Annotated in this window: 17 protein-coding genes and 1 tRNA gene; 10 read left to right on the forward strand and 8 right to left on the reverse strand. The window is 66.7% G+C overall.

What is annotated here, in order from left to right; translation table 11 throughout:
- The 5 genes from Q0R23_RS13995 to Q0R23_RS14015 all read right to left on the reverse strand — a co-directional run.
- The coding region (locus Q0R23_RS13995; protein ID WP_293913954.1) for an efflux RND transporter permease subunit at positions 1-3,264 on the reverse strand (3,264 nt) is incomplete at its 3' end.
- A complete protein-coding gene (locus Q0R23_RS14000; protein ID WP_293913955.1) occupies positions 3,261-4,565 on the reverse strand; it encodes an HlyD family efflux transporter periplasmic adaptor subunit in 1,305 nt (434 codons plus the stop codon). The genes Q0R23_RS14000 and Q0R23_RS13995, both read right to left, overlap by 4 nt.
- Positions 4,565-5,710, reverse strand: coding sequence for a TolC family protein (locus Q0R23_RS14005; RefSeq protein WP_293913956.1), 1,146 nt, complete (start codon positions 5,708-5,710; stop codon positions 4,565-4,567). The genes Q0R23_RS14000 and Q0R23_RS14005 overlap by 1 nt, the downstream gene beginning before the upstream one ends.
- Positions 5,711-5,736: 26 nt before the next feature.
- Positions 5,737-7,323, reverse strand: a complete 1,587-nt coding sequence (locus Q0R23_RS14010; protein WP_293913957.1) for a TolC family protein — start codon at positions 7,321-7,323, stop codon at positions 5,737-5,739.
- Positions 7,324-7,672: 349 nt separating this feature from the next.
- Positions 7,673-8,272 (reverse strand): TetR/AcrR family transcriptional regulator, encoded by a 600-nt coding sequence (locus Q0R23_RS14015; RefSeq protein WP_293913958.1) that lies wholly within the window; start codon positions 8,270-8,272, stop codon positions 7,673-7,675.
- 428 nt (positions 8,273-8,700) lie between these two features.
- Here Q0R23_RS14015 and Q0R23_RS14020 point away from each other — a divergent pair.
- Together Q0R23_RS14020 and ispH are read left to right on the forward strand one after the other, a co-directional pair.
- Positions 8,701-8,778 (forward strand) — tRNA-His (locus tag Q0R23_RS14020).
- A gap of 344 nt (positions 8,779-9,122) precedes the next feature.
- Positions 9,123-10,127 (forward strand): 4-hydroxy-3-methylbut-2-enyl diphosphate reductase, encoded by a 1,005-nt coding sequence (ispH, locus tag Q0R23_RS14025; protein WP_293913959.1) that lies wholly within the window; start codon positions 9,123-9,125, stop codon positions 10,125-10,127.
- Positions 10,128-10,391: 264 nt separating this feature from the next.
- Here the strand turns inward: ispH and Q0R23_RS14030 are convergent, their stop codons facing one another.
- Together Q0R23_RS14030 and Q0R23_RS14035 are read right to left on the reverse strand one after the other, a co-directional pair.
- Positions 10,392-10,979, reverse strand: coding sequence for a fasciclin domain-containing protein (locus Q0R23_RS14030; RefSeq protein WP_293913960.1), 588 nt, complete (start codon positions 10,977-10,979; stop codon positions 10,392-10,394).
- A gap of 474 nt (positions 10,980-11,453) precedes the next feature.
- Complete coding sequence (locus Q0R23_RS14035) at positions 11,454-12,671, reverse strand: type II secretion system F family protein (RefSeq protein WP_293913961.1); 1,218 nt, start codon at positions 12,669-12,671, stop codon at positions 11,454-11,456.
- 128 nt (positions 12,672-12,799) lie between these two features.
- Between Q0R23_RS14035 and Q0R23_RS14040 the strand changes: the two genes are divergently transcribed.
- From Q0R23_RS14040 to Q0R23_RS14075, 8 genes are all read left to right on the forward strand, one after another.
- On the forward strand, positions 12,800-13,393 hold the full coding sequence (locus Q0R23_RS14040) for an L-threonylcarbamoyladenylate synthase (RefSeq protein WP_293913962.1): 594 nt from the start codon (positions 12,800-12,802) through the stop codon (positions 13,391-13,393).
- A gap of 100 nt (positions 13,394-13,493) precedes the next feature.
- Positions 13,494-13,676, forward strand: a complete 183-nt coding sequence (locus Q0R23_RS14045; RefSeq protein ID WP_293913963.1) for a hypothetical protein — start codon at positions 13,494-13,496, stop codon at positions 13,674-13,676.
- A gap of 38 nt (positions 13,677-13,714) precedes the next feature.
- The gene (locus Q0R23_RS14050; RefSeq protein ID WP_293913965.1) at positions 13,715-13,864 is read left to right on the forward strand and encodes a hypothetical protein; all 150 of its coding nucleotides are present in this window, start codon (positions 13,715-13,717) and stop codon (positions 13,862-13,864) included.
- A 93-nt stretch (positions 13,865-13,957) separates the two neighbouring features.
- Entirely contained in the window at positions 13,958-14,710 is a 753-nt protein-coding gene (locus Q0R23_RS14055) for a hypothetical protein (RefSeq protein WP_293913966.1), read from the forward strand.
- Between the two features lie 20 nt (positions 14,711-14,730).
- A complete protein-coding gene (locus Q0R23_RS14060; RefSeq protein ID WP_293913967.1) occupies positions 14,731-15,540 on the forward strand; it encodes a hypothetical protein in 810 nt (269 codons plus the stop codon).
- A 136-nt stretch (positions 15,541-15,676) separates the two neighbouring features.
- Complete coding sequence (locus Q0R23_RS14065) at positions 15,677-16,105, forward strand: superoxide dismutase (RefSeq protein ID WP_293913968.1); 429 nt, start codon at positions 15,677-15,679, stop codon at positions 16,103-16,105.
- Between the two features lie 444 nt (positions 16,106-16,549).
- Positions 16,550-19,393, forward strand: coding sequence for a hypothetical protein (locus Q0R23_RS14070; RefSeq protein ID WP_293913969.1), 2,844 nt, complete (start codon positions 16,550-16,552; stop codon positions 19,391-19,393).
- Positions 19,394-19,631: 238 nt separating this feature from the next.
- The gene (locus tag Q0R23_RS14075) at positions 19,632-20,489 is read left to right on the forward strand and encodes a PrsW family glutamic-type intramembrane protease (RefSeq protein WP_293913971.1); all 858 of its coding nucleotides are present in this window, start codon (positions 19,632-19,634) and stop codon (positions 20,487-20,489) included.
- Between the two features lie 74 nt (positions 20,490-20,563).
- Here Q0R23_RS14075 and Q0R23_RS14080 read toward each other — a convergent pair whose 3' ends face one another.
- Positions 20,564-21,553, reverse strand: a complete 990-nt coding sequence (locus Q0R23_RS14080) for a polyprenyl synthetase family protein (RefSeq protein ID WP_293913973.1) — start codon at positions 21,551-21,553, stop codon at positions 20,564-20,566.
- Between the last annotated feature and the right edge of the window lie 101 nt (positions 21,554-21,654).

Genomic DNA, 21,654 nt, shown 5'->3' on the forward strand with positions numbered 1-21,654 from the left:
CACGGTGATGGTGGTCATGATGATGGGCCGGAAGCGCAGCTCGGCGGCCTCGACCAGCGCCTTTTCGATGCTCAGGTGCTTCATGCGGTCCACCACGAATTCCAGGTACAGAATCGAGTTCTTGGTCGCCAGGCCCAGCAAGATGACCATGCCCAGAATGGTGATGACGTCCAGCGAGGTCTTGAACAAAAACAGCGTCCAGACCGCGCCCACGATGGCCAGCGGCACCGGCAGCAGCAGGTACAGCGGGTAACGGAAGCTGTTGAACTGGCTGCCCAGCACCAGGTAGGTCATCAGAATGGCCAGCACCACCACGACGGGGCCGTAGACCACCAGGTCGCCGGTCAGGTTGAGGTTCGAGGCGTCGCCCAGTGTCACGCCGCCGCTGAGAATTCCGGCCTTGGTGGCGTTCTCGATGATCTGGTTTTTGTAGGTAAAGGCGTTGGGGCCGCCCTTGATCAGGTTGATGTCGATGGTGGAGGTGTACGATTTGTTGAAGCGGTTGAGGGTGGCGGGTGCCTGCTGAAGCCGGAAGGCTCCGAGGCTGCTCAGCGGCACGTTGGCGCCCAGGCTCTGCGAATACACCGTCTGCGAGAGCAGCGACTGCTCGTTTTGCACCAGGCTGGGATCGAGCTTGACCACGATGTCCAGCGATTTGTCGCCGTCGCGCAAGCTGCCGCTCACGGTGCCGTCGTTGTAGGTCCGCAGCGCCTGGGCCAGATCCGAAGTGGTCAGTCCGGAGCCGACCAGCGCCGCCTGATTGGGCACGAAGTTGCGCTCCTGGCGGGTGGCACTCAGCGAGCTGTTGACGCTGCTGAGGTTGCGGTCTTTGCCCAGCAGGCGCACCAGGGCGCGGTTGCTCGATTCCAGCACCGCCTGGTTGGGCGCGTTGAGGGCCAGGCTGAGGTCCGCCGTGCCGCCGGGGCCGCCCTGCTCGGCGGCGATGGTCAGGGTGTCGAGGGTGACGCCTGTCAGGGCCTTCTTGATGCCGGTCTGGTATCTGGTCACCAGCTCGTCGATGCTGGGGCGCGTCGTTTTGTCGGTCAGGGTGATGTTTAGTCCGCTCTGCTGCGCCCCGCTGCCCTGCCGGGAGCCGCTGCCCACGCTGGTCGAGACCAGTTTGACATCCGGTTGCGTGAGCAGGTACGCCTCCATCTTGCGGGTGGCGGCGTTGGTCTGCCCCAGGCTGGTGCCCACCGGCAGGCCCAGGTCCGCCGTGATGATGCCGCCGTCGCTCTTGGGCGTGAAGACGAAGCCGACTTTGGTAATCGGAATGGCGATGCTGACCAGGAAGACCACGCCCAGCACAATCGGCAGCCAGTTGCGCGGCAGCACCCAGGCCACCGAGCGGGCGTAGCCGCGCGCCAGCGCCATCACACCGATGTTGACGACGCCGTGCAGGCTGGCGGTGATGGCTTCCAGCAGGCCGTAGAGGACCATCAGCACATAGCGCACCACGCCCAGCACCAGCGGAAACAGCAGCACGGCGGCGAAACGGGCCGGGCCGAGCGGCCTGGCGGCGAAGTTCAGCACCAGCGCGAAGGCGGCGACGCCCAGCAGGCCCCAGGTGCTCAACAACGTCTTGCGCATGAAGGCCCAGCGGATGATTTCGGGGAAGCGGCCCAGCAGCTTGCCGAACTGCCGCCAGGTGATCGGGGTCGGGTCGCTGGTGTAGGCCATGCGCACCGTCAGGAACAGCAGCGATTCCAGCCAGCTCAGGGCGATGGCGGCAATGAGTCCAATCGCGAACTGCCGGAAGAACTGGCCCAGGATGCCCGGCATGAAGCTCAGCGGCACCAGCACGGCCAGCAGCGAGAAGCTGGCGGCGGTGACGGCACTGAACACCTCCGAGCCGCCGTAGAGCACCGAGTTCAGGCGCGAGTAGCCCAGGTCGCGGTAGCGCTGGACGTTCTCGGCCACCACGATGCTGTCGTCCACCACGATACCGATGGCGACCACGATGGCCAGCAGCGAAATCAGGTTGAAGGTGAAGCCGAACAGGCTGTAGAACAGCGGCGCGGCGCTGATCGAGATGGGAATGGCTAGCACCACCGCGAAGACGGTGTTGAGCCGCCCCAGAAACAGCAGCACGACCACGCCCACCGCCGCGATGCCGATCAGGAACTCTTTGAAGGTGTCGTTGACGGTGGCGCGGGTGGTGCGGGTGGTGTCGGAGGCCAGCGACAGGGAGTAGCCGGGCGGCAGCTTGACGCTCTCCATACTTTTACGAACATTGTCGGCCACCGAGACCGAGTTGGTGCCCGACGATTTACGCACATTGAGCAGCACGGCAGGCTGGCCGTTGAGGCGGGCGTAGGTGGTGGCCGCCGCCAGGGTGTCGCGCACGGTGGCCACATCGGCGACCCGCAGGCCGGTCTGGGGGTCCACCACGATGTTGCCGACATCGGCCACGCTGGTCGGCGTGTTGCGGGTCGAAAACCCCACCGAGCTGCCGTTCTGGGTCAGCGTTCCGGCGGGCAGATCGAGCGCCGAGGCGCTGATGGCGGCGGTCAGCCGGGCGGGGGTCAGGTTGTAGCTCTGCAATCTGGCCGGGTCGAGCAGCACCTGAATCTGGCGCTCCGGGCCGCCTGAGACGCCGATGTCGGCCACGCCGCTGACGCGCTGGAGTCTGGGCACCAGGGTATCGGTGGCGTAGGTGGTCACGTCGGCGGCCCGCGCCGTGCCGCCCTGGAGCGCCATGGTCATGATCGGCTGGGCGTTGGGGTCGAACTTCCGAACGATCGGCGCGTCGGCGTCGGCGGGCAGCGTGCCGCGAATGGCCGCCACCGCCTGCGAGACGCTGTTGGCCGCCGAGTTGATATCGGTGCCGTTCTGAAAGGTGACGATGACGGCGCTCTGGCCGCTGACGCTGGTGCTGCGAATGTCGGAGACGCCGGAGATGGTGCTGACCGAATCCTCGATCTTGCGCGAGATTTCGCGGTCCACCTGATCGGGCGTGGCGCCGCTGTAGCCGGTGCTGACCGACAAAATCGGCACCTCGAAGTTGGGCAGCAGTTCCACGCCCAGCCGGGTGGTGCTGACAATTCCGAACAGCACCAGCGCCACGAACACGCCGATGGAGAACACGTACCGCGCCACGCTGAAGCGCACGGCGGGGTTGACGCGCGGGAGTTCGCTGGAGCCGGGTTGTGGGTCGTGGGGTGTGGGGTGTGGGGCAGAGCCGGATTTACCGAGGTCTAGCTTCCCCTGGTCTCCCTTGCGCCTGAAGCCGAATGTGCGCTTGCCGCCGTTGTCGTCGTTCATGGGCTCCCTACCTTCGCAGTGCCTACGCTGACTCCGGCGCCGTCTTGCAGGCTGGGCGGCACCGGATAGATGACCTGGGCGCCGCTGGGCACGCCGCTGAGCGCCACCTGGCCCTGCGACTCGGCCAGGATCCTGACCGGGGTGCGCACGGCGGCGCCGCCCCCCACCACGTACACGGCGTTGCTGCCGCCGTCGTTCTGAATGGCGCCCGTCGGCAGCAGGGCGCCGCCCGCCAGTTTGACGTTGTAGCGCACGCTGCCCACGCTGCCCACCGGCAGGCCGCTGGCGCCGTAGAGCCGGGCGCTGAGCAGCACCAGTCGGTCCGTTCCGGCCACCCGGTCTCCGGCTTTGATCTGGGCCAGGTAGGTGTTGCCCCCGGCGCTGAAGTTGAGCTTGGTGCCGGTGCCCAGCACGGCGGCGTCGCTGGGCGCCACGCTGAACTCGGCGCTGAGGCTGCCGGGATTGACCAGCCGAAAGACCGCCGTGCCGGTGTTGACGTACTCGCCCAGCTTGGCGCCCACGCTCGCCACCGTGCCGGAAAAGGGCGCCCGGACGCTGGCCTTGGCCAGATTCTCCTGGGCCTGTTTGAAGCTGACCTGGGCGCTGGCCACCTGGTTTTGCAGCAGGGCCAGGCTGCTCTGCCCGCTCTGGCCGTTCTGGGTCAGGTTGTTGCGGGCCAGCGAGAGCGCCGAATCGGCCTGAGCCAGCGCGGCCTGCGAGGTCTTGAGGTCGGCGGCGCTGAGGCCGCCCAGTGTGAACAGCTTCTGGTTGGCCTGCACCTCCTGGGCCGCTTTGTCGCGGCTGACCTGCGCGGCAGTGATGGCCGACTGAAGCTGTGGGTCGCCCTGCGAGGTATTCCGGGTGGTCTGCGACAGATTGATCTGGGCGTTCTGAAGCCCGATGCGGGCGGTGTCGAGCGCCTGCCTGAGCGTCGAGTCATCGAGCTGCACGACCACCTGCCCGGCCTGCACGCTCTGTCCGGCCTGGGCCAGCACCTTGGTCACGGCGCCGCCGGTCAGGGCCGCCACGTTGCTGTCGAGCGCGGCTTTCACGGTGGCGCTCGAAGACCGGGCCACGCTCAGGTTGCCCTGTTTGGGCCGCACCACGCTGACATTCAGGGCGCTGGCCTTGGGCGGCGCGGCGTCGAGATTGTTGGTGCTGGAGGCGCCGCTGGGGGTCTTGGTATCGGTCTGGGTGGTTGCGGCAGGTTTGGTGCAGGCACTCAGCAGCAGCGCGGTGCCGAGCAGCAGCGCGGCGCCAGGCCGCAACCCGTGTCTGGAAGGTGGCGGCCAGACCGTCATTACTGTGCCGATCCGGTCTGCGCTGATCCGGTCTGGGCCAGTCCGGTCATGTCTCTACCGGCGGCCACCGAGAGGGCCGCCAGCGCCTTCCAGAGCGCGTCCTGGGCGGTGACCAGCGCCACCTGGGCGGCCTGGGTCTGTACCTGGGCGTTTTGCACGTCCACGGCGGCGGCGGTTCCGGCCTTGAGTTTCGCCTGCGCCTGGGCCAGCGTGGTCTGCTGGGCGGCCAGGCTCGCGGCGCTGATGCTGGCGGCCTCGCGGGCGCTGAGGGCGGCGCGGTAGGCGTCGCTCAGGGCGGTGTTGGCGGTTTTGCGGGCACTGTCGAGGTCGCGCACGGCGTTGCCGAGGGCCGTCTGGGCGTCCTGGAGGGTGCGGGCCGGGGTGTAGTCGTTGCTGGCGACCTTGACCTGTAACTCGGCGAGCTGCGCGGCGTTGGCGGCCTGGACCAGCGTGCCCAGGCGGGACTCCAGGCCGGTCTGCAAGGCGCTCAGGCTCTCGCGCAGAGTCGGGGGCGCGGGCGGCGCCTTGACGCTCAGGGCGACCTTGCCCAGCCCCAGCGTCTTGGCGAGCTGGGCCTCGGCGATGGGGCGGCTGGCACGGGCGTCGCTGAGTTCCTGCTGGTTGCTGGCCAGGCTGTTCTGGGCTTTGGTGACGTCGAGGGTGGTGGCGACCTTGGCGGCCAGCCGGGCCTGGGCGATTTGCAGGCTGCGGGAATAGAAGTTGACCTGGGCCGCATTCAGGCTGGTTTTGAGTTCGGCCTCGTAGATGCTCAGGTACTGGGTCACCACCGTCTGGAGCACGCTCAGTTTGGCGCCGCTCAGGCCCACGCTGGCGCTGCCTAAGGTCTGCTGAGCGGCGGTCTGGTCGGTGATGAGGCTGGTGGGGTCGGCAATCACCGCCTTGAAGTTGGCCTGAGCTTTTTGCAGGTTGGCCCGGCCCGTGCTGACGTCCGGGCCGCTGGTCAGGGCGCGGCTCACGGCGCTGCCCAGGTCCAGGTTTGTACTTTGGGCACCGGCCTGCGCCGCCAGGCTGAGCGTGACCAGCAGCGCCAGGGTGCTGAGCTTGCGGCCCGTGTTGGAGCCGTGGGCGGCGCCATTCGGGGCGGTGTCGTTTACGGCGGGGTTGGTCATGGCGGTGTTAGTCATGGGGGTGTCATTCATGGCGGTGTCATTCATGGCTGGGCTCCGGAGGTGAGAATGAGGGCGGGGTCGAGTCCGGCGCTGGCTTTGGCGAGTTGCAGCCCGGCGAGGTAGGCGTTGCTGACGGCCTGCTCGAAGGCGACCTGGGCGCTCTGGGCAGCAATGGCAGCGGCCAGCGCGTCGAGGCTGGTGATCAATCCGGCGTCCAGTCGCGCCTGCGCCGACTTGAGGGCCGTCTGGGCGCGGGTCAGGGCGGTGCGCTGCACGCCCACCAGGCGGCGGGTGCTCTGGGCGGTGTTGTAGGTCTTACGCACGTCGAGGTCCACGCTGGTGCGGGCACTTTGCAGCGCCAGCTCGCTACTGCTCACGCCGCTCTGGGCGCTGGCGATGGCGGCGTTTTGCGGGCCGCCCAGCACGTTGAAGCTGCCCGACAGGCCCAGGGTCAGGCCGGTGGCCAGGGCGGGGCCGTCGCGGCTGGTCGGCAAGCTCAGGTTGACTCCCGCCACGCCGGTCTTGAAGTTCAGGCTGCCGCCCAGGGTGCGCCCGCCGCCGCCGGTACCCAGCTCGCCGTAACTGGTGCTGGCCGACAGGTCGGGGAAGCGCTCGCGCTGGGCGCTGGCCAGTCCGGCGCGGGCGTCTTCGAGCGCCGAGGTGGCCTTGAGAATCTCGCTGCGGCCCGCACTGGCGCGTTCCAGCAGGCCGTCTTGTGCCGGAAGCTCGCCGCCCAGCTCAGGCGCACTGGGCAGCAGCAGCGGCAGATCGCTGAGTCCCAACCCCAGGTCACTCAGGAGCTGGCGCTCGCTGAGGCTGCGGCTGGCGGCGGCGTCCTGGGCCAGCGCCTGGGCGTTGTCCAGATTGCCCTGGGCGCCCAGCAGGCCCTCGGCGCTGAGCAGCTCAGCCGTGCGCTGCGACTGGGCCACCGCCAGTTGCCGGGCGGCCAGGTCGGCCTGAGCGGTGGTCAGCAGTTGCTGGGCGGCGGCGGTGCGGGTCGCCAGGTAATTTTGCGCGGCGCTCAGGGTCAGGTTCAGCCGGGCGTCCTGTAGGTCGTACCCGGCGCGGGTCAGGGCGCGCTCGGCGCTGCGCACCGGGTCGTTGGCGCTGCCCCAGGGCAACACCGTGGCGCTCAGGCCCGCCGTGGCGGTGGCGTTGGCTTTCCAGTCGCCCGTGTCCAGCGGGGACTTGCCCACGGTGGCGTCGCCGCCCACCGTCAGGTTCAGGCCGCTGCGGGCGCGGGCAGCGGCCAGCGTGAGCTGCGCGGCCCTGTAGCTCTCCTCGGCGCTGCGCCAGCCGGGTGAGGTGCGCAGGGCGGCGCGAACCTGGCCGAAGGTCAGCAGTGGATTGGGCAGATTGAGCAGCGGTCTGGCCGGAGCCGCTGGGGCAGCAGGTGTAACCGGATTGGCCGGGGCTGGATTGGCCGGGGCTGGGTTAGCCGGGACTGGGCTGGCTGGGGCTGGGGAAACGGCGGGCTCGGCACTCTGGGCTGCGCTGAGCGGCGCACAGGCCAGCAGCAGGCTCAGTCCGAGCGCGAGTCGGCTGAGTGTTGGGCGGCTGGGTGCTGGGCGGCTGGGCGTCAGGCGGCCTGGGACATCTCGTAGTGATCGGGACTGGGGGGCATTCAAGCGTTCACCTCGGAGCGGGATACCGAACTCGGAATCAGGGCGGATAGTCAGGTCTCGGCAGGCACTTAGAGCAGATGTCATAAAAAGACCCTTTTTATGACCGAGCGGAGCGAGTAGTTTTGACTGAGCAAGGCGCAGAATGGAGGCGCGGGGAGGCTGTTTTCCTCGTGGCGTAATTCGGAGTACTGCTCTAGGCGCGACGACTGAATGGTAAGCTCTGCCTTGGCGTGAGCCGACTCACTTTCGGATGAGCACGGCTGGATGAGCACGGCGGCTGGATAGATACGGCGGCTGGATAGATGCAGCGTCTGGCTGGCTGCGGCGTCTGGGTCAGCCCTGAGCGTGGGGCTCAGGTCACGGTCTTTCCGATGCTGGGCGGCTCCAGGCCCGGCCACAGCACGTCCAGCAGCTCGCGCACAAAGCGCTCGCCCTCGATGGTCGGGCCTCTGACCAGTTCGCGGTGGGCGTAGGTGCTCAGGGCGCCCATCAGCGCGGTGGCGATGACCTCGGCGTCAAAGGAGCGCAGGCGGCCCAGGGCCGTTTCCGCCTCGAAATAAGCGCTCAGCGCCCGGATGTCCTCGGCCACCGGATCGCGCCAGGCGTGCGCCTTGACGGATGGGGCGTGGCCCCGCGACCACATCAGCATCAGGTTGGGCAAGATGCGCCGGGCCGCCTCCAGAAACAGGTGGGCCAGCCGCTCCAGATTCAGCCGGATGTCGCCCTGGCCGATCAGCGCCGTGACCTCGTGGTGCCAGTGCTGGTAGTCGTTGAGCCCCACCGTTTCGGCGAACAGTTCCTCCTTGCTCGAAAAACGCTTGAACAGCGTGCCTTCCGAGACCCCTGCGCGGCGGGCGATTTCGGCGGTGGTGGCCGAAAACCCGTGCTCCAGAAAGACCTCGCGGGCCGCGTCCACGATCTGCTCGTCGGTGATGGTGCGGGGCCTGGCCATAAATAAGTATCGCCTCACTTACTATCTGCGTGTCAAGTGCCGAAGGTACAGAATCGAAGGTACGGAATTGAAGGCGCAGGTCCGGTGCCGGGGGCTGCCGTGCAAAATAATGATCCGTCACTTCCAGTTGGGCACGGGTCACCCAGTACCAATGATCCGGCACCAATGATCCGGCACCGATGGTCCGGCACCGATAATCCAGCACCGATAATCCAGCACAGACGCTTTGCTCGGCACCGGACGGCGCTCCGCCTGCTCAGACCGTAGCACCGTCCGTGTGAAGTGCAGACGGAGCTTATGTGAATTCGGCGTGAATCTGAACTGCGCCAGTCCTGGCTGCGCTGCGCCACCACGCTTAGGCCGTCTGGTTCAGGCGCCAGGTGAGGATGTGCCTCAGACTGAGCCCTGTGGGTATGTGGATACATGTGGTGACCGTAGCTCACGGCAGGCAGAGCGCCGCGTTGTGGACGCGGAGGCAGTGAGTTCGACCCTCACCGGTGGCCCCAGAAGCAGGCAGTGAATACTAGGCAGTGAAGTGCAGCGTTTTGGCTCGACTGGCAGAGCAGCGAGATGGCGGACCTGAAGGTTGTGCGTTCGAATTGCACAGAAGCTGCCACAAACAGAAGCTGCCACAAACAGACGCTGCCACAAACAGACGCTGCCACAAGTAGATACTGCCAGAGACACGGCTGGACGTTTTTCCCCGCTCCGGCGGGGTTTTTGTCGCCTTGTAAGCAACATAGTTCAGGACCACCGACTTCCCACGCCCCTGTCTGTTCCCACAAGCCACGCGCCACAAGCCCCCCCATCACACCCTTCCCCCGCCACGCCCCCGCTAGACTGACTTCATATGTCCAGCACGATTGAGCGCGTCGTTCTCGCCAAGCCCAGAGGCTTTTGCGCGGGCGTGGTGATGGCGATTCAGGCCGTCGAAAACGCCGCCCAGGCCGAGGAAAAGCCGCTGACGGTCTATCACAGCATCGTCCACAACCACACCGTCGTGGAGCGGCTCGAAGTGCAGCACGGCGTCCACTTCGTCGAGGACCTCAGCACCCTGGAGGCCCTGCCGATGGGCGGCGACACCATCGTCTTCTCGGCGCACGGGGTCTCGCCCGCCGTGCGGCTGCGGGCACGCGAGCTGGGGCTGTCCACCATCGACGCGACTTGCCCGCTGGTGACCAAGGTGCATACCGAGGCCAGAAAGTACGCCCGCGAGGGCTACACCATCTTGCTGATCGGCGACAGCGCCCGGCACCAGGAGGTGATCGGCACGAGTGGCGAGGCGCCGGAGGCCACCATCATCGTGGGCGTGCTCGGCAAGACCGGCGAGGGGCTGCATGACCCGCATACCGTGCAGGTGCCCGACGCACACAAGCTGGTGGTGCTGACCCAGACGACCCTCAGCGTGGACGACACCCGCCGCACGGTGGCGATTCTGAAGGCCAGATTCCCGGCGCTGATTATTCCGCCCAGCGAGGATCTGTGCTACGCCACCAAAAACCGTCAGGACGAGGTGCGCCGCATCGCGCCCCAGGTGGACGCCTTTCTGGTACTCACCAGCACCCACAGCAGCAACGGCATGCGGCTGCTGGAACTGGCCGCCGATCTGTGCCCGCGTGCCTACCGCCTCGACACCGCCGCCGATCTGGCCGGGCTCGACCTGAGCGGCGTCAAGGCGGTGGGTATCAGCAGCGCCGCCAGCACGCCCGACGATCTGGTGCAGGCCGTGGTGGAGGCGTTCCGGGCGCAAAATCCGGCCTTGCAGGTCAGTGAGGAGGGCGAGTGGGAGCACATCACCTTCCGCGAGCCGAAGAAGGTCGGGCCGGGCGAGCCGCTGCCCAGGACCCAGGGCTGAGAACCCAGGGCTGAGAACCCAGGGCTAAGAACCCAGGGCTGATAGCGCAGTGCGCTCTACCTGAGTCAGCCGGAATCTGGTTCAAACACCTGTCGTTCTGTGAAAACCTGTTCCTGTGCGCAGCGAAGGCCATCTTTGTTCGGGAGTAACCTCACGGTCCCAGTTGTCAGTCTTGAACAAACGGCACGAACAAACGGCACCAAGAAGCCGCACTGCCTGAATTCGCAGTGCGGCTCTTTCGACGGCCCGGTTACTTCATGGCGGTTACTTCATGGCGGGCATCAGCACGGTGTCGATGACGTGAATCACGCCGTTCGACGCCACGATGTCAGTCTTGGTGACCTTGGCCTTGTCGATCATGACGCTGCTGCCCATCACGGCGATCTTGACCGAGGAGCCCTCGACGGTCTTGGCGGTCTTGAGTTTCACCACGTCGGCGGCCTTCACGCTGCCAGCAACCACGTGATAGGTCAGCACCTTGGTCAGCGCGGCCTTGTCTTTGAGCAGCGCAGTCAGGGTCGCCTTGGGCACCTTGGCGAAGGCGGCGTTGGTGGGCGCGAACACCGTGAACGGTCCCTTACCGGCCAGGGTCTTGTCGAGTCCGGCGGCCTTGAGGGCGGTCAGCAGGGTGCTGAAATCGGGGTTCTTGCTCACGATGTCGGCGATGGTGCCCATGCTCATGGTGCTGGGGCTCATGGCGCTGGGGGTCATGTTACCTGCGGCGCTGGGCGTCATACCGCCTGCCGCGCTGGACGTGGTCGTGCCTGCGGCGCTGGGGGTCTGGGCGAAGGCGAAGCCGAGGATCAGGGTCGAGCTTAAAGCCGCTGTGGTCAGTAACAGGTTTCTGGACATGGTATTCCCCTTTGAAATGCATGACATCGCATTTCCTGGCCTTCAACATAAGGGGGCTTATCGTGCGCGAAGTATGGCCTCTGACGCAATCTGAACGCCCGGTGTTCATTTATGTTTTACCTATTTACACATCTGTCTGCCATTTTCGCAGAGGTCTATTGAGCGAATGGACCGGATCGTGTGGTAGCACGCAAACGAGCAAGGATCGTTCATCTCCCCCTGATTTATGGAAAATTCGGGGCTGATACGCTGGGATGTCGCGGCCTGGCCCGGAGGTAGGTTGAAGTCAGAGCCGGACGCACCTGGTGTCCGGCCCATTCGCCGCCGACAGTGAGAAGCCGACAGTAAGAATCAGCCGCTGCCGACAGTAAGAATCAGCGGCCCATTCCTGGCGCCGCTGATTCTCGTCGATTTGCCTGCGAACTGTGTTTGCTGCCTGAAGCGTATCGGTTGAGGCTTACTGGCCGAGCTTGCTTACTGGCTGAGCTTGTTGATGATGCTGAACATCGGCAGGAACATGCCCGCCACGATCACGCCGACGATGCCGCCCAGGAAGATAATCATGATCGGCTCGATGGCGGCGGTCAGCCCGGCCACGGCCTCCTCGACCTCGCGGTCATAAAAGTCGGCCACCTTGGCGAGCATGGTGTCCAGGGCGCCGGTCTCTTCACCGATGGCGACCATGCTGACCACCATCGGCGGGAAGATCGGGGACGCGCCCAGGCTGCCGCTCATCTGCTCGCCGACCATCACGACGTTCTTGGCGTTTTCCAGGGTGTCTTCCACGATGACGTTGTTCGCCGTGCCCTTGGTGATGTCCAGGCTCTCGATGATGTTCACGCCGCTGCTCAGAAGCAGGCCGAAGGTGCGGGCGAAGCTGGCGATGGCGGTGCGTTTGATCAGCGTGCCGAAGACCGGCACCTTGAGCTTGAAATCGTCGATGACGTGGCGACCCTTGTCGGTCTTGTAGTACTGCTGATAGGCGACGACCAGCAGAACCACGACGATCAGGATGACCCAGATTTTGGTTCTGAGGAAGTCCGAGGTGGCCATCAGCACGCGGGTGATGACCGGTAAGTCGCCGCCGAGCTGCTGCAAGATGCCGCCGAACTGGGGCACCACGGTGGTCAGCAGCACGTAGGTAATCAGTAGCGCGAAGACCAGCACGATCACCGGGTAGGTCATGGCGCTGCGAATCTTGCCGCGCAGGGCTAGGTCTTTTTCCTGAAAGTCGCTGATACGCTCCAGTACGCTGTCCAAAGTGCCGCTGGTCTCGCCGGAGCGCACCAGGTTGATGTACAGGCGGTTAAAGACCTTCGGGTACTTGGCAATCGCCTCCGAAAAGGGCGTACCGGCTTCCACATCGTTACGGACCTTGCGCACGATGTCTTGCAGACCTTTGTGCTCAAGCTGGCGCTGCATGATGGTCAAGGACTGGACCAGCGGCACACCGGCATTGATGAGGGTCGCGAGCTGGCGCGAGAAGATGGCGATAGCCTTGAGTCCGGGTGGGCGGTTGAGGCCCGGAATATTGATATCGCCCTGAAGGCCCGATTTGGGGGACTTGATATCGACGATGAGGAGGCCCTTGGCGCGCAGTGAATCGCGCACCTGAGCAACGGTATCGGCTTCGACCTGAGATTTCAGAATCTTGCCACTGCGATCACGCACGCGATATTCAAAGACCGGCATGTCGCCCAGTATAGTCGCGTAGTCTTGCGTAGGACTTACAGCTTGCGCAGGACTCACAGCGCAGGAATTACAGCGCCGGGCACACGCGCCGCGTTGGGAGAACAGCCGCCGCGCCGGGAGAAACGGACATGGAGCACTCAGAGCAGCCCTGGAACGAGATGCTGGCCGCCCTGGCACGCGGCGAGGCTGTCGGCTTCCCGACGGAGACGGTCTGGGGCCTGGGCGCCGACGCGGCCTCACGCCCGGCGGTGGAGTCGCTCGCGGCCCTGAAAGGCAGGCCAGCGGGCAAGGCCTTGCAGCTCAGTTGCGCCTCAGTGGAGCAGGCCCGCAGACTGGCGGCGCCGGGCCAGCCGCTGTTTGAACCCCTCTGTGCGCTGCTGCCCGGCCCGGTCACCCTCGTGGTGCGGGCCTCGGCGGCGTGTCCGGCCTGGCTGGTCTACGGAGGCCGGGTGGGGCTGCGGGTGCCGGATCATCCGCTGGTGCAGGAGCTGCTCTCGCGCTGGGGCGGGCCGCTGGCGACCACCAGTCTGAACCCGGCGGGAGCGCCCAGTGCGCTCAATCTGGCCCAGGCTGACGCCTACAACCTGGCGAGCGTGCTGCTGAGCGGTGAGGCGGGCGCCGGGCTGCCCAGCACCGTGATCGACGGCGGCACCGGGCAGATACTGCGCCCCGGAGCGCTGAGTGCCGAGCGCTTGCAGGCCGCGCTGAATGGGGCGCGTTGACGGATTCCAGCGCGGGCACGGCTGATCCCAACGCGGGGCAGGCGACCGCGCCGAACGAACCGAGTTCAGGATTCTGGCGTTGGAGGGGCAGGGCGGCCTGATGCGGCTGCGGCTCGGCAGCGGCCCGGACATGGGTTCAGGTCGCACCCACCTCACCCGTATCCGCCTGGCCCCCGATCAGATGGGCGTTCTGGAGATGCACGACGGCGCCCGCTTCGCGGTGCGGGTGCTGGAGCTGCTGCCCGGCAGCGACTACCGGGTCAAGCTGACCGGCCAGGCATAGCGGGCGGCGCCCGGCTCATCGCGGCGCCAGTGCTGGCTTTGCAACCCTCCCCGCTGCGCTCACCCGCCGCCCTGCCTGCCCTCTTCGGTGCGGCGCTGAGACAGGCCGGGGCCGAGTTCGGCCACCTGCTGCACGGCTGGGTGACTGTACGGCTGGGTGACTGCGCGACTGGGTGGCTGCGCGACTGAACGCTCTGGGCTGAACGGCTGGGGACCGCTGGAGTGTGCATTTCTCACCGTATTCAAAGGCCCCGTCAGAATCCGGCTGTTAGCATCTCGGCCATGACCTTCCCTATGACTGAAATCCGTGCAGCCGTCTGGAGTGGCGTGCTGGCGAGTGTCTTTCTCACCACTGGAGCGCTGGCCCAGCAGCGCCTGCCAGCCCAGGCCAAGTTGGTCCAGAACAGGCCAGCCCAGGCCAGGCCAGCCCAGCAGAGTCCCCGCGACCCGGTGCGGCTGACCGGGCTGCCCAATGGGGTCGTCGTGTTCAGTCAGGGCCGAACAACAGGCCGGGCCGATCTGAGTGGGCAGCTTCACGGCTGCACAGCCGCCACCTACGACCCGACGGCGAGCGGTTTTCAGGAGTCCCAGCGCGTTGGACGACGGCCCGGCGCCGCCCTGAACGCCCACGTCGTCGATCTGGTGCGCAGTCGTGGGCAATGGTATTTCACCTTCCAGGTCGGGCTTTCACCCAACTGCAACGTGCAGGGACAGTGCGGCGCCGGAACCAACATCGATCTGGTGTGGGTCAAGCTCAGTCCGTCGCTGAAGGTGCTGGGCAAGCAGGTCGAGGTCGTCGAGGATTGCCGGAGCGACACCAACGCCCAGGACTATACCGGCGTCCAAGACACCCGCCAGGCGTCGTACGATCAGCCGTTGCTGGGGCTGCGCGGCGGCGTTCTCAAAGTGACCCGCGCCACGCCCGCCCCCGACAACCAGGTGGGAAGTTACCGGGTGCAGACGCTGAGCTACAGCCGCGCCGCGCCGCAACGGGGCATTCAGGTCGGCGCCGTGAAGGTGGTCACGAAACAGTAATGTAGGCCAGGAGGGTATTCGTGGTGTGCGCCGCGCTGCTCGCCAGCCAGGCCGTCGCCGCGCCCAGTCCACCCAGCCGCCTGATTCTGGACCTGCGCCGGGAGTTCGAGCCAGCCAGGGTGCCCCAGGCCGAATACGCGGGTGTGGCGCGGCAGCTTCAGCGGTTGATGAGATTGTCCAGATGCGCCCTGACGGGTGCCGCCCTGGACCGGGTGAGCGGCCATTTCACCCAGCCCAGGGTGCGCGAGCAGGCGCTGCTCATCAGTCTCGGCCCCTGCACTGTCGGCACTCCCGGCAGACCGATCACCACCTACCTCGTTCTGGTCGAGCGGGGCCAGCTCGGCAATGTCGGTGATCTCAACCTCGACGGCCTGGACGAGCTGGTGCTGGTCAACTTCTACTTTCCGCCCTCGCAGCGGGCCGTGCGCGACGTGACGGTGCTCGGCCTGAGAGCCGGGAAGGTGCGCGTACTCCTCGAACAGGTGGGCCTGACCAACGACACCTGTACCCGGAACGACGCGGCGGTCTCGCTTGGCGATAGCTACGCCAACACCGTCAGCGCGGTGCCCGGTCCGCGCCCGCTGTTCATTCTGCGGGCCTACGTCGCCCCCTGCGCTGCCGATCTGGAGTACACCCTGACCGCCACGACCACGGTGCGGGCGCCGAGACAAAGAGAGACTCAGCCGATTTGTCTACTCACCGGGTCGACGTGGCGCTCAGGTTCCCGGCGGGCGGCGCCCGCGACCTTGAGCGCGGCTTTAACTGAAGCTGATGTGTCCCTGAGATTGAACGAAGTCTCACGTATGACCGGGGGGGTGAGCGCCGCATGATGGTTAGGCAACGACATTTGCCCGGCGCCGCCGATGTGTGGGCCGGGCTCAGCAGGTTAACTCCCGCTGGAAAGAGGACACTATGAAGAACGTGACGACTGGGAAGAACCTGATAACTGGCACGCTGATGGTTGGTATGAGCGCCGTACTCCTGAGCGCCTGCAACATGATGGGCACCGGCGCCCCCGCCTCCTACAGCCTGAGCAAGCAGACCAGTGCGCCCTCAACCCTGGCCAACCCGGTGGGCAATGTGGCCGTCAAAGACAGCGGCAACATGCGCATGACCACCGCCAAGCTGATGGGCCTGGCGCCCAACACCTACTACGTGGCCCACTACCACGTTCAGGGCACCGAGAGCACCGAGCCCTGCAAGAGCAACGGCGCCCCGCTCATGTCGAGCAAGATCGTGGCCCTGAGCGACGCCACCGGCATGGTCACCCTGTCGGGCAGCGTCAACAAGTCGGAAGTGCTCCAGGCGACGTACTTCAACGTCCACACCGCCAAGAACGCCGACGGCACCCCCAACGACGCGGGCGTGCTCTGCTCCGCCGTCAAGATGATGTAAGTAAGCTTTGCAAACTGGTTTTACCCTCAAACCGTCCCCGCATCTTTACTTGCGGGGGCGGTTTTGCTGCTATAGATGTGAAACAAATATGGAAGCGGACGATACTCAGCAACCGGGGAGAGTCAAGACCATGCGGTGCTCAAACAATCCGCCGTCTTGTGTCGAGACTTCCCGCCGCCATCAGAAAACAACCGTCTCGACTTGATGACAGGAGACTCAAGCCAGGTGAACGCTCCGGCTCATCCCAAGGACTCCATTGTCTACTCCATTGTCCTGGGTCTATTGTCCTGGGCAAAACGGTACCCTCGTCGTGAACGGACGCCCATGAGGGCGCCACTCCTCCCGTATGGGCCTGCCCGCCTGCGTCCTGCTCGCCGTCGTTCACTCCCGCTGCCCCGGTCATAAAAACGCGGTTTTTATGATAAATGCTTTACACTAAACGCAATGGAAATCCTGCTGGGCATAACCATAGTGTTGCTGGTGGTGCTGTTCATTCCGGCGCTGATCGTTCGCCAGGGCCTGCGCGGCGAGCTGGAGCGTCTGGAGCGGATGCTTCAGGCCCAGGCTGCCGAACTCTCCGAGTTGCGTGCCCGTATGTTCGAGAGCCGCACCGGGCAGACCGGGCCGGTTCAACGGGAGGCTCCGGTTCAGTCTGAGGCGCCGCAGGTCAGTCCGCCGCCAGCCGCGCCGGTCATCTGGCCAGCTCAGGGGCAGCCGAATCCGGCCTTGTCGAATGCGACGTCGAATGGGACTTCGAATGCGACTCGACCTGATTCATTCCAGCCAGATCCCGTCCAGCCGAATCCTATACAGCCGGACCCCGGCCAGCCACCGATCATCCTGACCCGGCACGAGCAGGCCGCGTCTGCGCCCAGGGCGGCCTCGCTGCTTACTCCGGCAGATACTCAAGCCCCGGCGGCGGGCCGTGAGCCGCCCGCCCGCCAGGGACCGCCGCCCTCGCCGCCCACTCCTGGCTGGTCGCCTTCGCCACGGACGATATTTGCGGCCATCGGGGCGCTGCTCACGCTGGGCGGTCTGGCGGCGGTGCTGACCCAACTGGCGCGGGCCGGGGTCTTCACGCCTGAGCTGCAACTGCTGCTGGCGGCGCTGCTGGGCACGGGGCTCTACGCGCTGTCGCCCAGGGCCACGGGGGCGGTGCGCGGGGCGCTCCAGGGGCTCGGCTACGGCATTCTGGCGCTGTGCATGGGGGCGCTGCATCAGGTCGGGGTGCTGCCCGCCAGCGCGGTGCTGGGGCTGGTGCTGATCCTCAGCGTGCTGGTCGGTGTGCATGCCCGGCGTCAGGAGCGACTGCTGGGCATGGCCGTCGCGCTGACCGGCGCCACCGTCTCGACCTGGCTGCTGGCCGACGATCTCGAATTCGGCGGGCTGCTCCTCTGGGCGCAGTCGGCCCTCTTCGCGGTGGGCCTGGCCGCTGCCGCAGCCGCTTCGGGCAACGCCGCCCTGGGCAGCAAGGAGCCCCCCGCCCGGCTGCTGGTGCTGGCCCTGCCTGCCGGAATCGCCGGGCTGCTGGTGGTGGCCAGCGAACACAACCTGCGCGGCGCCCCGCTGCTGTGGACGGCCCTGGGCCTGCTGATGGCCGGGATGGTGGTGCGCCTGAGCGGTGTTGATGCCCGCCTGGGCGGTGTTGATGCTCGCCAGAGCGGCAATGACCAGTCCGCCGCGCCCGGCGTCTGGTCGTCGATTCTGCCGCTGGGCCTGCTGGTGACCACGCTGCTGTGCGCCGGACCGCTGGCCTGGGCGGCCCAGAACGGCAGCGTGCGACCTGCCGATCCGCTGGCGGGCTACGCCCTGCTGGGTCTGTGCGCCGGGCTGCTGACGCTGGCGGCCTGGCGCATCCGGGGGCGCGGTCCAAGTGCGCCCGACCCGCTGCGCGAGGCCCTGGTCGCCTCGGCCACGGCGGCGGCGGGTGCCTGGCTGGGCGCGGCGCTGGGCACCGGGGCGGGCACGCAGCGCCTGATACCGCTGGCGCTGGCGCTGGGCCTGTACGGGCGCTGGTCGGCTTCGGCGCCCTGGCGCTGGGGCGGTGCCCTGGTCGCCGCCGCCCTGCTGGTCTCCAGCCTGGGCGACCTGAGCCCCGGCCAGGCGCTGCTGGCCGCCTCTGCGCTGGGCTCGGCGCTGGCCATCGGTGGGCGCAGCGGCAGTCTGGTGGCCGCCGTCGCCGCGCTGGTGCTGACCCTCTGGGGCGCTGAGCAGGGTCTCAACGTCTGGATTTTCACTCTGGCCACGCTGCTGGCCGTCGTCACCGCCGTGCTGCTGCAAGGGCGCCTGAAATCCGAACGGGCGTTGCCGCTGCTGCTGGCCGCCCTGGTGGCGCTGGGCAGCCTGGACGCCGTGCTGCTGGGCCGCGCCTCTCCACAGTCGGACGTGGATGTGCCCGTGATCCTGGCCTCGGTGCTGACCAGCCTGGTCCTGGGCGTGGTGTTGCGCTTGGGTAGCGCTGCGCCGCTGCTGAGCCGTCTGTTGCCCGCCGAGTTCATGGGTGCAGATGACGCCAGGGAGCGCTTTGGCCTGCGTGCCCAGCAAGTCGCCGAAGGACTGGCGCTGCTGGGCGGGGTCACGGCGCTGAGCTGGCTGCTGGATGGTCAGGCCCAGACGGCCATGCTGCTCTCGGCGGTGGCGCTGAGCGCACCTTTCCTGCGCGGCGTGATCGCCTGGCCGCTGGTGTCGCTGCCGCTGCTGGGGCTCTCGCTGGTCGCCTCGCTGTCGGCGCCGGTCACTGACCTGGCGGCGGCCAATGGAGGGTCTGGAGGCGTGGCGCTGCTGAGCTTGCTGGTGGCCAGTCTGGCGCTGTGGCTGCTGGGGTCGCTCTCTGGGCGCCGCCGCCTGCCCCTTGTGCCCGCCGCCCGCCGCGACGCGGCCCCGCTCGACGCCTGGGCGCTGACCCTTCTGGAACCCGGCGCGGCCTGCTGGGGCGGGCTTATCAGCGTGCTGGCCTCGCAGTTCGCCGCCCGGCTGGCTGATCTGGCCGGAACCAGTGGGCTGCTGGCGCCCGGCGCCCTGCCGACGACCCTGGGTCTGCTGGGCGGCGGCGTCGTGATGCTGTTTCAGGGCCGTGAGCGCCGCTCAGTGCCGGTCTGGTGGACCGGGCTGGGCCTGTTCGCGCTGGCGAGTGCCAAGTTGGTCATCGCCGATCTGGATACGCTGGGCACCGGCGGGCGCGGCGTGGCCCTGGCCCTGGTCGGGCTGATGCTGCTCGGTATCGCGCAACTGGCCCCCCAGGCCCGCCCGGAGGTTGAGGTGTCCAGGCCGCCGGAAAGCGGAGTTTAGTGCGTTTGGTTGCTATGCTGCTCCGGTGACCGAACCGGAGAGCCAGAAATCTGATGCCCAGTGGGCCAGCGGGTCTGCCGCAACTGTGTCTACCGCAACTGCGTCTGCTGAAACATCGCCCCGCACCATCGACGGTCGAAGCGAACGCCCCCTACAGAATCTGCTCAGCGACTTCAGAACGCTGCCGTTCGATATTCTTTTCCCGATCCGGCGCTGGATACAAGATCAACCCTGGAAAATGCGTTGGTTACAGGCTTTACTGGTCTTCGCCTTGTTTCCGCTGCTGCTCTCCAAGGTCTGGGGTCAGGACGCCGAGATTCGGAACACAGCCTGGGCGCTCGGAAGTTATTTTGCGCTGCTGTGGGGCTACGTGTTTTGGCTGATCGTGCAACCGGGCCAGGTCAAACGACGCAACCTGGGCCTGGTTTCTGTATTCACGGCAGTGGTGGGTGTGGCCTTGGTACTGATGCTCCAGCGTTTGCCATTCATCAGTGCGCTGTATCAGGCCACAGACTGGACCTTTAGTCCGGTGAGACTCATCGGCTTCGTGGCAGGCGTGGGTGTGGTTGAGGAAGCCGTCAAGCTCCTGCCAGTGCTGTGGCTGGCTGTCAAACTGCGCCAGATTCAGACTCCGCGTGAGGCGGCGTTTTATGCGGGAATCAGCGGCCTGGCGTTCGGTGTGGCTGAGGCGGTCAGCTACTCGGCGAGCTACACCACCGACAACTTTTATGGCCTGGCCTACGGCGTGGTCGGCACCGGTAACTACGTGCTACTGGAAGTGCTGCGGCTGATCAGCCTGCCGTTTTTGCACTGCGTCTTCAGCGCCATCGCCGGGTATTACCTGGGCCTGAGTCTGCTCGCTCCCCAGCGCCGCGCGGCTCTGATCCTGCTGGGTATCGGGCTGGCGGCAGTGCTGCACGGCTTATATGACTTCTTTGCGGGTCGCTGGTTGGGCATCGTCGTCGCGGCGACCAGCATCCTAATGTTTGTCGGCTACCTGCGCAGCGCCGAGCAGATCACCCAGCACATGACCGGCCAGGCGGACGGCAACCGTCCGGGTACGTTGCCTGAGCCAGCGTCGAGCGGTGTCATGTAGCGTTTTGCCCGATGCTCCGAGATCATTGATATTCACAGGCCACCGCGTCCTGCTGCGCCCGCGTTCAGGCGTCCTCACGCTTCCCGCGTCACGTAGCCTTCGGCCAGCTTCAGCATCCGGGCGGCGGCCTGGGGGTCGGCGGCGTCAGCGAGGGCACCGCGCAGCAGCTCCAGCCCGCGCTGTCCCTGGGCGTCGGCGTACTCCTGGGCGTAGGCCAGGCTGCCACTCCCCCGCAGCCAGCCGAGAATCCGGGCAATCGTGGCCGGGTCTTTCCCGGTTCTGGGCAGGGCCATCTGCTCCAGAAACACCCGGCGCTGCTCCGGCGGGGCGCCCGTGAGCCAGTGCAGCGTAATCAGGGTGCGCTTGCCTTCCAGCAGGTCGCCGCCGATCTCCTTGCCGTAGCTTCCGGCGTCTTCGAGCAGGTTCAGCACGTCGTCACGAATCTGAAAGGCGGCGCCCAGCGCTTCCCCGGCTGCCGTGAAGTCCGGACTGGGCACGGCGTCCGCCGCCAGTGCGCCCAGCCGCAGCGGTACGGTCACGGTATAGTAGGCGGTTTTCAGGCGCACCATCTCCAGGTAATCGGCCTCGGTGACGTCCCAGCGCCCGTGCTCGACCCAGGCCAGATCGAGGTGCTGGCCCTCGGCGGTGCGGTGGATCATGTTCAGGACCTCGCCGTAAGCGCCCGGCACATCGGCCTTGGCCACCGCCGCCCACATGTAGGCGTGCAGCGCGTCCCCGGCGTTGATGGCCAGCGCCACGCCGTGCAGCCGGTGCAGCGCGGGCCTTCCCCGGCGCTCCTCGCTGTCGTCCTCGATGTCGTCGTGGATCAGCACCCAGTTCTGAAACAGCTCCAGCACGGTGCCGAGCCATAGCGCCTGACTCCAGCGAGGCGAAGCGGGGCCAGCGCCGTGCGCCTGGGCGCTCAGCAGCAGCAGCTCGCTGCGCAGGCCCTTGCCGCCCCGCTGGGGGTAATCGCGCAGCATGTCGTAGAGCAGTTGAATTTCCGGGCGCGGGTGGTGCTCCGGCAGCAGCCCCAGAGTGAGTTCGAGCAGATCGGCACGCATCGCCGCGCAGTCTAGCCTGAGCAGGGGAGGGGGAGGAAAGAGTGATCCTTGGGGTGATCTTCGGGGAAGCTGGGCCATCTGGCTTTTGCCAGGGCGTGACC

It is taken from the genome of Deinococcus sp. (assembly GCF_025362455.1).
Taxonomy (GTDB): Bacteria; Deinococcota; Deinococci; order Deinococcales; family Deinococcaceae; genus Deinococcus.